Origin of the sequence: Sphingobium sp. B11D3A, assembly GCF_025961695.1 — a bacterium.
Classification (GTDB): Bacteria; Pseudomonadota; Alphaproteobacteria; order Sphingomonadales; family Sphingomonadaceae; genus Sphingobium.
Genome location: NZ_JAOQOE010000001.1, coordinates 3,132,432 through 3,144,879, shown reverse-complemented (window position 1 = coordinate 3,144,879; position 12,448 = coordinate 3,132,432). Strand labels below are relative to the sequence as shown.

The window sequence follows — 12,448 nt, the reverse complement described above, 5'->3', positions numbered from 1 at the left end:
CCTCGACCGCTTATGCTCATCCGCCGGACCAAGCCCCTCGCGATGCTCGCCGCTCTGCTGAGCACCAGCACCCTCCCCGCCCAGGCCGAGACGCTGCAGGAAGCGCTGGCCGCGGCCTATCGGGACAATCCGACGCTGACCGCGGCGCGGGCCGGCCAGCGGGCGACGGACGAGAATTTCAACATCCAGAAGGCCAATGGCTTGCCGGATGTGGGCGTCTCCTCCACCTATAACGAGTTCGCTCATGAGCGCCCGCTCAATCCGCTGGCGCCCTCCCGCTCGCTCACCACGCTGCTGAGCGTGAGCGTGCCGGTCTATTCCGGCGGCCGGGTGCGCAATGCGCTGGCCGGCGCCCGCGAGCGGATCGAGGCCGGGCAATATGATCTGCGCGCCACGGAGCTCTCCATCTTCTCGCAGGTGGTGGCGGCCTATATGGACGTGATCCGCGCGGAGTCCGTCGTCGGCCTCAGCCGCAACAATGTGCAGGTGCTCGAGGTCAATCTGCGGGCGACCAACAATCGCTTCCAGGTGGGCGATCTCACCCGCACGGACGTCGCCCAGTCCGAGTCGCGCCTTTCGCTGGCCCGCGCGGACATGCAGACGGCCGAAGCCTCGCTGATCGAGGCGCGCGAGCGCTATATCCAGCTGGTCGGCCACGAGCCGGTCGACCTGCAGACCCCGCCGCAATTGCCCGGCCTGCCCGCGACGCCCGACGAAGCCGTCGATGTCGCCATGGCCCAGAATCCCGATCTGCTGGCGGCCCGCAACATCCGCGAAGCCGCGGCCTATGACGTGCGCGTCGCCAAGGGCCAGCGGCTGCCGACGGTCTCCGCCTTCGCCAGCGGCCAGCATTATACCGATCTCGCCTCCCGCGGCGGCGCCAACGAGGCGCAGGACAGCGGCCAGGTGATCGTCGGCGCGCGCCTTTCCATGCCGCTCTATCAGGGCGGCCGGCCCGGCGCGCAGGTCCGCCAGAGCCAAGCCTATCAGCAGCAGGCGATGGAAACCGAGACCGCCGTCGAGCGCAGCGTGATCGCGCAGACCCGCTCGCTCTATTCGAGCTGGCAGGCGAGCAACGAAGTGATCGCCTCCAATCGCGTGGCGGTGGATGCGAGCGGCCTCTCGCTGCGCGGCGTGCGCGCCGAAAACAGCGTGGGCACCCGCACCATCCTCGATATCCTGAACGCCGAGCAGGAAAGCTTCATCGCCAGCGTCCAGCTCGTGACGGCAGAGCGCAATGCCTATGTCGCGGCGTTCTCGCTGCTGGCCGCGATGGGCCGGATCAACCCGACGGACTTCGGCATCGCGCCCGAGCAGGTGATCAACCCCGCCGACAACTTCCATCGCGTGAAGGGCAAGTGGTTCGACTGGGACGATGACGCCAAGCCGGCGCCCATTTCGTCCCGCACGGTTGACTCTGCCGCCCAAAACGCGACAGTAAACGCTTCAGACACCAACTGAGCGCAGGAACCATGATGGGGGCGATGCAGAACGAGCCGTCGATGGAGGAAATTCTCTCTTCCATCAAACGGATCATCGCCGAGGAGGACGGCCTTTCCGCGACACCGCGCGTGCCGCGCCGGGCCGCCATGGCGAACGTGAGCGCCAGCCTGGATGACCAGATTCTGGAGCTGACGGACGCGCTGCCCGGTGACAATGCCGACGGGGCCGAGAGCGACGACTCGCATGAGGAGCCGATGATGAGCGCCCCCGCCAAGCCCGCCCCGGCCGCTGTGGAGCAGAAAGGCGAACCGAAGAGCGCCGAGTCTAAAAGCAAAGCCACCGCCAAGCCGCGCGCCGCTGCAGCGTCCGCCGATGGCGCGCCCGCTGTTTCCACGACGGCCTCCACGCTCGTGTCGGACGAGAAGGCCCGCGCCGCCCGCGATTCGCTGGTCAATCTGTCCCGCCTGCTGATCAGCCCGGAAGATAGCCAGCCCAACACGGTTGAAGGCCTGGTGCGCGAGATGCTGCGCCCCATGCTCAAGGAATGGCTGGACGAGAACCTGCCCGGCATGGTCGAAACCATGGTGAAGCGCGAGATCGACCGGATCACCGGCCGAGTATGATGGCCGGGCCGCGGCCCTCCATCGCAGCGGTTCGGCAGATTTGAGAGCGACAGTTCCGGCGCACGACATCAGATAAGCGTCTGAGCGTCACGGGACGACTGCATTCCCTTTCCGATGGAACAAGCAGTGCTCCTGCGCAGGCAGGAGTCCAGGGCGCATGGCGCCGCCCTTCCCCGCCCTGGACTCCCGCTTTCGCGGGAGAACCATGAAGGAAAGGTCGCGCTGCACCCTTCCATAGCTCTCCCCTGCTCGCCCGCTGCCGCACCCACTGGCGCGGCGCGGCAAGACTGATTAAGGCCCCAGCCATGACGAACACGCCCATCACCGAGCTTGCAAAGACCTTCGATCCCGCCGCGATCGAGGCGAAATGGTATCCGCATTGGGAGCAGACCGGCCAGTTTCGCCCGGCCCGCCCGGATGCGCAGCCCTTCACCATCGTCAATCCGCCGCCAAACGTCACCGGCAGCCTGCACATCGGCCATGCGCTCGACAACACGCTGCAGGACATCGTGATCCGCTACGAGCGGCTGCGCGGCAAGGATGCGCTGTGGGTGGTCGGCACGGACCATGCCGGCATCGCCACGCAGATGGTCGTCGAGCGGCAGATGAACGCGAAGGGCGAGAAGCGGACCGATTATACCCGCGAGGGCTTCATCGAGAAGGTGTGGGACTGGAAGCATGAGAGCGGCGGGACGATCACCGGCCAGCTCCGGCGGCTGGGCTGCTCGATGGACTGGTCCCGCGAGCAGTTCACCATGGACCCGCATTTCACTCGCGCCGTGGTAAAGGTGTTCGTCGATCTCTACAATCAGGGCCTGCTCTATCGCGACAAAAGGCTGGTGAACTGGGACCCGGGCCTCAAGACCGCGATCAGCGACCTTGAGGTGGAGACGCGCGAGGTCAAGGGCGGATTCTGGCACTTCAAATATCCGCTGGCCGATGGCGTGCGCCTCGATGGGCCGGGCGTTGAGGGCCAGGACTTTATCGAGGTGGCGACCACCCGCCCCGAGACGATGCTGGCGGATATGGCCGTGGCCGTGAACCCGCAGGACGCGCGCTACCAGTCAGTCATCGGCAAGCATGTCATCCTGCCGATCACCGGACGCCGCATCCCCATCGTGGCTGACGAGCATGCCGACCCTGAGCTGGGCTCGGGCGCGGTGAAGATCACGCCGGGCCATGATTTCAACGACTTCGAGGTTGGCAAGCGCGCCGGGATTGCGGCCGCGCAGATGCTCAACATGCTCGATGCACACGCGAATGTCGTCCAGACGGCCGATGGCCTCGTCCCCGCCGACTTCATCGGGCTGGAGCGCTTCGAGGCGCGCAAGCTGGTGGTGGAGCAGCTGAAGGCGCTGGACCTCCTCATCCCCCATGTCACCCGCGACAAAGAGGGCAACGAGACCGAACACGACGCCGAACCGCGCACGATCCAGACGCCCTATGGCGACCGCTCCGGCGTGGTCATCGAGCCTTGGCTCACCGACCAATGGTATGTCGACGCCGCGACGCTGGCCAAGCCCGCCATCGAGGCGGTGCGCTCGGGCGCCATCGAGATCGTCCCGAAGAGCTGGGAGAAGACGTACTTTAACTGGATGGAGAACATCCAGCCCTGGTGTGTGAGCCGGCAGTTGTGGTGGGGGCACCGGATTCCGGCTTGGTTTGACCAGGATGGCAATGTCTTCGTCGCCGAGACCGAGGAAGAGGCGCAGACCAAGGCGGGCAATCGCAAGCTTACCCGCGATGAAGATGTGCTCGACACGTGGTTCTCCTCCGCACTGTGGCCGTTCGCGACGCTGGGTTGGCCGGACGACGCATCCCCCTCTCCGTTCGGTTCGAGCGAAGTCGAGAACCCGAAGGACAGCGCTGGCGGTGTCTCGACTTCGCTCGACACGAACGGTGGGTTTGGTGCGAGCGACGCGCGGTCACTGGTAGAGCGCCACTACCCCAACGACCTCCTCATCTCCGGCTTCGACATCCTGTTCTTCTGGGATGCGCGGATGGCGATGCAGGGCATTCATTTCATGAAGGAGGTGCCGTGGAAGCGGCTGTACCTCCATGGTCTGGTGCGCGCGGCGGATGGGCAGAAAATGTCCAAGTCCAAGGGCAATGTGGTCGATCCGCTCGGGCTCATCGACCAATATGGCGCCGACGCGCTGCGCTTCTTCATGGCGGCCATGGAGAGCCAGGGCCGCGACGTGAAGATGGATGAGAAGCGCGTCGAGGGCTATCGCAACTTCGCCACCAAGCTGTGGAACGCGGTGCGCTTCGCCCAGTCGAACGGCATCGGTGCGAGCGAGAGCGTTGCCGCGCCCGCCGCCACGCTGGCAGTGAACAAGTGGATCATCGGCGAAGTCGTCAGCACCGTCGCCGAGCTGGACAAGGCGCTGGCCGACCTGCGTTTCGATGCCGCCGCCAATGCCATCTACCATTTCGTGTGGGATCAGTTCTGCGATTGGTATCTGGAGCTGATCAAAGGCAATATCGACGCGGAAACCAAGGCCGTCGCCGGCTGGGTGATCGACCAGATCCTCGTCATGCTCCACCCGTTCATGCCGTTCATCACCGAGGAGCTGTGGCACGCGCAGGGCACGCGGCCCTATGATCTGATCGTGGCGCAATGGCCGGCGCCTGCCGCGCAGGTGGATGCGCAGGCCAGCGCGGAGATCGACTGGCTGATCCGCATGGTGAGCGAAATTCGCACCGCCCGCGCCGAACTGGGCGTGCCGCCGGGCGCCAAGCTCACGGCCATCGTGAACGAGGCCAATCCGCAGACGCGGGGCCGGGTCGAACGGCTCACCCCTGCCCTCTCCCGCCTCGCGCGCATCGAGACCTGGCAGTTCGACGGTGAGGCGACCGGCGGCGCGGCACAGGTGGTCGTGGACGAAGCGACCGTCGTCCTCCCGCTCGAAGGCGTCATCGACATCGAGGCCGAACGCGCTCGGTTGACAAAGTCCCTTCATGCCGCGCAGAAGGAGGCCAAGTCGCTCGAGGGGCGCCTCGCCAACCCGGCATTTGTCGAGAAGGCCAAGCCCGAAGCGGTCGATAAGGCGCGTGCCGACCATGCCGAGAAAGTCGCGGAATTCCAGCGTCTGGAGGCTGCTCTGACGCGTCTTGGATAAGGACGTGGGCACGAAGCGATGAGCGAGACTCCATCATGGGACGATTCGGGGGAGCGGCGCCCAGCCGCAGACCCCGAGACGGAGGCGCTGGTCGAGGATAGTGGCCTCGTGCCCGGTCCGCGGCACATCCGTGGCGGGCGGGATCTGACGAGCGGGCCGATTTTCGGCACGCTGGTGCTCTTCACCCTGCCGACGCTCGCTTCCAACATCCTCCACACGCTCAACGGCTCGATCAACTCGATCTGGGTTGCGCATTTCCTGGGCGAAGCGGCGCTCGCCGCCACCGCCAATGCGAACATCATCATGTTCCTGATGTTCTCGCTGATTTTCGGCTTCGGCATGGCGGCCAATGTGGTCGTCGGGCAGGCCTTCGGGCGCGGCGACCTGCGGGCCGCACGCCACGCTTTCGGCTCGGCGATCGGCTTCTGCCTCGGCATGGCGTTCGTCATCGCCATTGGCGGCTTCCTTTGGTCGGACCGCATCCTCGCCTTGCTCTCCACGCCGCCGGAGGTCTTCCGCCTCGCCCGCGCCTATCTGCACTTCGTCTTCCTCGGCCTGCCCGGCGCGATGATGTTCGTGATGCTGATGATGGGCCTGCGCGGCAGCGGCGATTCCATGACGCCCTTGTGGTTCATGATCCTCACGGTCTTTCTGGATATCCTGCTCAACCCGGTGTTCATCCTCGGCCTTGGTCCGGCGCCGGAAATGGGGATCGCCGGCTCGGCCTTCGCCACCGCCGTCGCCAATTATGCCGGCCTGTCGGCAATGGTCGCCTATATCTATTGGCGCGACCTGCCGCTGCGGTTGCGCGGGGCTGAGTGGGGTTATCTCAAGCCCGATTGGGCGCTGCTGCGCATCGTCGCCGGGCGCGGCGTGCCGATGGGGCTGCAGATGGTGATCTTCTCGCTCTCCACGCTGGTCGTCATCGGCTTCGTCAACCGCGAGGGCACCACCACCGTGGCCGCCTTCGCCGCCGCCCAGCAATTGTGGAACTACATCCAGATGCCGGCCATGGCGGTCGGTGGCGCGGTTTCCGCCATTGCCGCCCAGAATATCGGTGCGGGCAAGTGGGACCGGGTGGAGCGCACCACGCTGGTTGCCGTCGGCGTCAATCTGGCGATGACCGGCAGCCTCATCATGCTCGTCATGCTGTTCACGCGGCCCATCCTCGCCCTGTTCCTCGAAGGCGGCGGCGACGCCATCGAGATCGGCCGCCACATGATGAACATCGTCAACTGGAGCTTCCTGCTGTTCAGCGTGACCACGGTCATGTTCGGCACGATGCGCGCCAATGGCGTGGTGCTGGCGCCGCTGTTCATCCTCACCTTCTCGCTGTTTCTGGTGCGGATCGGCTTCTACTTTGCCAGCTATCCCTATCTGGGCGCGGATGGGCTGTGGTGGAGCTTCAACGCCTCCGCGGCCGTCTCCTTGATGCTTGGCTGGGCCTATTATCGCTGGGCGCGTTGGCGGGAGGCGACCCTGGGGATGCCCGGCAGCGCGCCGGTTCATAGCGCAGGGTGAGGGCAAGGATATGATGCGCGTTCTGGTCACCGGCGGCGCAGGCGGCATCGGCCTCGCCATCGCCCGGCGCTTCCATGCCGAGGGGCATCGCGTGCTGATCGGCGATGTGGACCGGGACGCCATCGACAAGGCCCTTGCCGCGCACCCCGGCATGGCCGGCGCGCGGTGCGATGTGTCACAGGTCGCCGAGATCGACGCTCTGTTTGAATTCGTCTCCGCACATCTGGGCGGGCTGGACGTGCTGGTGAACAATGTCGGCATCGGCGGACCGACCGCACCAGCGGACGAGTTGCCCAGCGCTCACTGGCGCGCGGTGATGGACATCAACCTCACCGGCACGTTCGAGGCCACCCAGCGGGCGATCCCGTTGCTCAAGGCCAGCGCCGGGACGATCATCACCCTGTCGTCCGCCGCCGGGCGCTATGGCTATCCCAACCGCATTGCCTATGCGACGAGCAAATGGGGCCTCATCGGCTTCACCAAGACACTCGCGATGGAGCTCGGACCGTTCGACGTGACCGCCAACGCGATCCTGCCCGGCGCGGTCGGCGGCGAGCGGTTCGACCGGGTGATTGCGGGTCGCGCGACCGTGAGCGGGCGCAGCGTGGCGGAGGAAACCGCGCTCGGCCTTGCCTCGCAATCGCTCAAGCGCATCGTGCCGCCCGAACATGTCGCCGATCTGGCGCTGTTCCTCACGACACCGGCCGGGCGCTCCATTTCCGGCGCGGCGCTGCCGATCGACTGCGATCTCCAGCACGGCTGAGCGCCAAATCCACCTCGGCTCCCATTGCGGGCAAACACCGGTCCACCTACATATTGGCAAGGTCTTTTCCGGGTTTGTCCTCAGGGAGTTGAAGACGTTGAATATGATGAAGACGGCCATGCTGCTGGCAGCGCTCACCGCGCTGTTCATGGCTCTGGGGTATATGTTTGGCGGCGCGGGCGGCGCGATGATCGCGCTGCTGGTCGCGGCGGGCATGAACCTGTTCACATACTGGAATGCCGACAAGATCGTCCTGCGGATGCACAATGCGCGCGAGGTCGACATGGCCTCCGCGCCGGATTTCTACGGCATGGTGCGCGATCTCGCCCGCAATGCCGGCTTGCCCATGCCCCGCGTTTACATCGTGGAAGACGCCAGCCCCAATGCCTTCGCGACCGGCCGCAACCCGCAGAATGCCGCCGTTGCCGCCACCACCGGCCTGCTGCACATGCTGGACCGCGATGAAGTCGCGGCGGTGATGGCCCATGAGCTCGGCCACGTCCGTAACCGCGACACGCTCGTCATGACCATGGTCGCGACCATTGCCGGCGCCATTTCGATGATCGCCAATTTCGCGCTGTTCTTCCGGGGCGGCAATGGCAATGGCGGCAATCCGCTCGCGGCGATCCTCGCCGTGCTGGTCGCGCCCTTTGCGGCGATGATCGTGCAGATGGCGATCAGCCGCACGCGCGAATATGGCGCGGACAAGGCCGGTGCGGAGATCAGCGGCAACCCCCATGCGCTGGCGTCTGCCCTCGCCAAGATCGCCGGCGCTGCGCAGCGCCGCCCGACACAGGCGGTGGCGCAGAACCCTGCGGCCGCGCAGCTCTACATCGTGCCGACCAGCGTCTCGGAGCTGTTCTCGACCCACCCCAAGACCGAGAAGCGCATCGCCGCGCTGCAGGCCATGGGGCCGGGCAGCAGTCCGCGCCCGGCAGCCGTCCGTCGCGGGCGCTCGGCGCTGGACCCGCTCGCGCGTGACTGAACCCCTGCGCCATGCGCCGGACGCCGCCGTGCTGGAGCGCCTGGCACGTCAGGCCATTGCGGCAATGCCGGCGCTGTTCCGGCAGCATCTCGATGGCATTGCGATCCAGATCGAGGAGTTCGCCGAGCAGGAGGTGCTCGATGAGCTGGGCATCGAAGACCCCTGGGAGCTGACCGGGCTTTATCAGGGCCATGCCCTGACCGAGCAGAGCATCTGGTCATCCGGCGATCTGCCGCCGATCATCCGCCTCTACCGCCGCCCGCTGCTGGAGGAATGGGTGGATAGCGGCGTCGCGCTGGATGCGCTGATCGCCCATGTCATCGTCCATGAGGTGGGCCACCATTTCGGCTTTTCCGACGAGGATATGCACGCGATTGAGGAGGGGTTGGGGAGCTAAGACACCCCCTTTTGTGTTCCTGCGAAGGCAGGAACCCAGGGCCCAACGGACGGCCATCGCCGCCCTGGGCTCCTGCCTTCGCAGGAGCACTGGTTTGCTTTGGGGTTAGCAGCCGCCCGCTCAGCGGCCCTGATTGCGCCAGCGGTTGATCGTCCGTTCGAGGATTTCTTCCTCGCCGCCGGTCTGGCGCCACAGGTCGGAGAAGACCGGGTCCGCCGAAGCGGGACGGCGGGCGGCTTCGAGATCATCGAAGGCGACGCGGATCGGCACGGTGACGCCCTCGCCGCAGACGATGCACTCGCGGTTGCGAAGGGCCGGGATCGAATCGAGAAAGCCGCGCGAGCCCTCCGGCATCGCTGCCTTTACGAATTGCTGATCGCGCTCGTTGTTGAGGCGCATGGCGATCAGCGTGCCGCATTGCGAGAGCACGCCCTCGGCAAGATCGGACGGTCGCTGTGTGATCAGCCCCAGCGACACGCCATATTTGCGCCCTTCCTTGGCGATCCGTTCGAGGATCTTGCGGACGCTCTGCCCGGCCTCGATGTTGCTGGAGGGGATGTAGCGATGCGCTTCCTCGCAGACGAGCAGGATCGGCTTCTGCTCCTCGTCGCGCGCCCAGATGGCGAAATCGAAGATCAGCCGCGCCAGCACCGAGACGACGACATGGGTGATCTCGGACGGCATGGCCGAGGTATCGACAATCGAGATCGGCTTGCCCATCGCCGGCAGACGGAACAGCTTGGCGAGGAAATTCTGCATGGAATCCGCCACCAGCATGCCTGAGAACATGAAGCTGAAGCGCGGGTCCGCCTTGATCTCGTCCAGCCGGGTGCGCAGACGCAGATAGGGCAGCGAATTGGTGCTCTTGTCGAGCTTGCCCATCTCATTGGCGAGGATCGCCGCGAGATCGGAGAGCAGATAGGGCACGGGCGAATCGACCGTCAGGCGCCCGATGCCCTCCGCCAACCGGCTGCGGCCGCGCGCGGCGAGCAGGCACTTGGCGAGAATGTCGCAATCCTGCGCGCGCTCAGGGCCCTTTGAGGTGACGAGCACTTCGCAATGCTCCTCGAAGTTCATCAGCCAGTAGGGCAGCTCGAGATTGCTGGTATCGTACACCGCACCATTGCCGGCAAAGGCGGCGCCATATTCGCCGTGCGGATCGATCATCACGATATGGCCCTGCGGCGCCATGTCGCAGATGCGGTGCAGGATGAGCGCGGCGGAGGTGGACTTGCCCGTGCCGGTGGAGCCGAGCAGCGCGAAATGCTTGCCGAGCAGCGCATCGACCAGCAACGAGGCGCGGGTATTGGCGGTGGGGTACACCGTGCCGATCTCGATGCGCGCCTGATCATGGGCGGAATAGATCTCCAGCATATCCGGGCTGGAGACGGGATAGATGGGCGTCCCGGGCACCGGGAAGCGGGTGACGCCACGGCGGAAACGGAAGATGCGCCCGGTCAGCTGCTCTTGATCGCCCTCCCCCACAAAGTCGATATCCGCGAGGATGTGCGTCGCGGAGCGGGAATCGAGCGCCAGCGTGCGCACGGTTGCGACGATCCAGCAGGCGCCGACCCGCATCTTGAGCTGGCTGCCGACCTGCCCGCCCATGGCGATGCTGGGGTCGCTCTCCCCCGCCAGCTGTTCCATGGCGGCAATGTCGAGCAGGATTTTGGCCGAGCCGCCGGATATCGCGGAGACGACGCCGATCTCGATATCCGAGAAATGCGGCCGCACGCCGGCCGGCGCCACGGCATCGACCGGCACCGGCTGGCCATCCAGATCCCTGCCAGAAAAATAGTTCACCGCGTCGCTCCCACCTGTGGCCAGGATGCAGGGCGTATCGAATATGCGTAAACAAATGCCTGCGCCGTGGGCGCGGCTTGGGCTCAGCGCATCTTCACGCGACCTGCGACGAAGCCGGCGAACATGCCCATGGCGAGCGCCGAGAAGACGGCGACAAGGCCATAAGCCACGCCATGTTCCTGCGCGAAGACGCCGATGTCGCGCTCAAAGCCGGTCTTGTGCACCTCGATCTCGCGCACTGCGGCGGCGAGCACGCGGCCATTCTGCACTAGAAACGTCTCGGCGGTGTAGGTGCCGGTGACCACCCGTGCGGAGAGCGGCAGGCGCGCGCGGTACAGCACGCCATCGGTGATCTCGACGGCCTTGGGCGCCTCCAGATACAGCCCGCTGCGCGCGCGCAGATCATTGAGGCCGCTGGCGAACCGGCCGATCTCCTCGGTATCGCTGAAGGACGCGGGCGAAAGCTGGAGCTTGCTCAGCCCCAGCTCGTAGATCGCGGCGGTGCGTTCATCGACGATCTGGTCGATGGGGCGCGAGGACGCCACGGCGTAGAAGCTCGGCGCCGAGCGGAAGGCGATGCTGTCGGCATTTACCCACATGCCGGCGAGCTTGCGCTTCTCGCGCACGGTGATCGCCTGGCTTGGTCCCTTGAGCACAACGATGATGTCGACCGGCTCCTCCGGTACGCGCCCGCCGGGATAGAGGATCGCGCCGAACAGCAGCAGTTCCGCGCCGGTGAAGCTGAATTGGATCTCGACCGTGCGTTGCGAGACGTCCGGCACCAGTTGCGGCGCAGCACGCTGCGCGCTCGCCGGGGCGGGGGCGAGCAGCGCCACCGCCGCCAGCCACGGGGCGATGCGGGCGATCACTGGACGACCACCGAGTAAATCTCGTCCGGCCGCCAGCCGAGGCCCAGCGCCATGCGGATGGCGATGACCAAAGCGATGAAGGCCAGCGCGACGCGCAGATATTCCGGCCGAGCCCGCATCGAGATGCGGCTGCCGATCTGCGCGCCGGTTACGCTGCCGATGAGCAACAGGAAAGCGAGGACGAGGTCCACCGCATGGGTGGTGGTGGCGTGGACCATCGTCGTGAACATCGTCACGAACAGGATCTGGAACAGCGACGTGCCGATGACGATCTGCGTCGACATGCCGAGAATGTAGAGCATGGCAGGGACGAGGATGAATCCGCCGCCCACGCCCATCAACATGGTCATGATGCCGGAGAAGATGCCAAGCAGCAGCGGCGCCAGCGGCGAAATGTAAAGGCCCGAGGCATAGAAGCGCCAGCGCAGCGGCAGTGCGGCCACCAGCGGGTGGTGCCGCCGCTTGCGCGCAGCTTGCCGCTGCCCGCGCCGCGCCATCACCAGCGCGTGGATCGATTCCCGCGCCATCAGCATGCCGATCGAGCCGAGCATCAGCACGTAGAGCACGGCGATGGTCGTATCGATCTGGCCCATGCGCTCCAGCACGCGATAGATCACCGCGCCCAGCGCCGCGCCGATGGCACCGCCAACGACGAGCACGGCGCTCATCTTGAGATCGACCGTCTTGCGGCCGAGATGGCTGAACACGCTGGAGACGCTCGCGCCCATCACCTGCGTGGCCGAGGATGCGGCGGAAACGGTCGGCGGAATGCCGTAGAAGATCAGCAAGGGCGTGGTGAGAAATCCGCCGCCCACGCCGAACATGCCCGAGAGCAGGCCGACAAGGCCGCCCAGGCCGATGATGACCAGGGCGTTCACCGACAGGTTGGCGATCGGCAGATAGATGTCCATGTCGCCCTCGG

At 66.0% G+C, this 12,448-nt stretch carries 10 protein-coding genes; 7 read left to right on the top strand and 3 right to left on the bottom strand.

Annotated elements, in window-relative coordinates; translation table 11 throughout:
- The first annotated feature begins 12 nt into the window (after positions 1-12).
- The 7 genes from M2332_RS14690 (at position 13) to M2332_RS14660 (ending at position 8,854) form a co-directional block, all read left to right on the top strand.
- Entirely contained in the window at positions 13-1,461 is a 1,449-nt protein-coding gene (locus tag M2332_RS14690; RefSeq protein ID WP_264574626.1) for a TolC family outer membrane protein, read from the top strand.
- Positions 1,462-1,484: 23 nt separating this feature from the next.
- Complete coding sequence (locus tag M2332_RS14685) at positions 1,485-2,066, top strand: DUF2497 domain-containing protein (RefSeq protein WP_264574625.1); 582 nt, start codon at positions 1,485-1,487, stop codon at positions 2,064-2,066.
- A 305-nt stretch (positions 2,067-2,371) separates the two neighbouring features.
- Complete coding sequence (locus M2332_RS14680; RefSeq protein ID WP_264574624.1) at positions 2,372-5,188, top strand: valine--tRNA ligase; 2,817 nt, start codon at positions 2,372-2,374, stop codon at positions 5,186-5,188.
- An 18-nt stretch (positions 5,189-5,206) separates the two neighbouring features.
- A complete protein-coding gene (locus M2332_RS14675; RefSeq protein ID WP_264574623.1) occupies positions 5,207-6,709 on the top strand; it encodes an MATE family efflux transporter in 1,503 nt (500 codons plus the stop codon).
- 10 nt (positions 6,710-6,719) lie between these two features.
- Positions 6,720-7,472, top strand: a complete 753-nt coding sequence (locus M2332_RS14670) for an SDR family oxidoreductase (protein WP_264574622.1) — start codon at positions 6,720-6,722, stop codon at positions 7,470-7,472.
- 106 nt (positions 7,473-7,578) lie between these two features.
- Positions 7,579-8,457: a zinc metalloprotease HtpX gene (gene htpX, locus M2332_RS14665; protein ID WP_413715987.1), complete on the top strand. Its 879-nt coding sequence runs from the start codon at positions 7,579-7,581 to the stop codon at positions 8,455-8,457.
- Positions 8,450-8,854 carry a metallopeptidase family protein gene (locus M2332_RS14660; protein WP_413715966.1) on the top strand — a complete coding sequence of 135 codons (405 nt, stop codon included), beginning with the start codon at positions 8,450-8,452 and terminating at the stop codon, positions 8,852-8,854. The genes htpX and M2332_RS14660 overlap by 8 nt, the downstream gene beginning before the upstream one ends.
- A gap of 120 nt (positions 8,855-8,974) precedes the next feature.
- Here M2332_RS14660 and M2332_RS14655 read toward each other — a convergent pair whose 3' ends face one another.
- The 3 genes from M2332_RS14655 to M2332_RS14645 all read right to left on the bottom strand — a co-directional run bounded on the left by M2332_RS14655 (position 8,975) and on the right by M2332_RS14645 (position 12,437).
- Positions 8,975-10,501, bottom strand: coding sequence for an ATP-binding protein (locus tag M2332_RS14655; RefSeq protein ID WP_264574980.1), 1,527 nt, complete (start codon positions 10,499-10,501; stop codon positions 8,975-8,977).
- 239 nt (positions 10,502-10,740) lie between these two features.
- Positions 10,741-11,526, bottom strand: coding sequence for a TIGR02186 family protein (locus M2332_RS14650; protein WP_413715965.1), 786 nt, complete (start codon positions 11,524-11,526; stop codon positions 10,741-10,743).
- Complete coding sequence (locus tag M2332_RS14645; protein ID WP_181558917.1) at positions 11,523-12,437, bottom strand: sulfite exporter TauE/SafE family protein; 915 nt, start codon at positions 12,435-12,437, stop codon at positions 11,523-11,525. The genes M2332_RS14650 and M2332_RS14645 overlap by 4 nt, the downstream gene beginning before the upstream one ends.
- Positions 12,438-12,448: the final 11 nt, after the last annotated feature.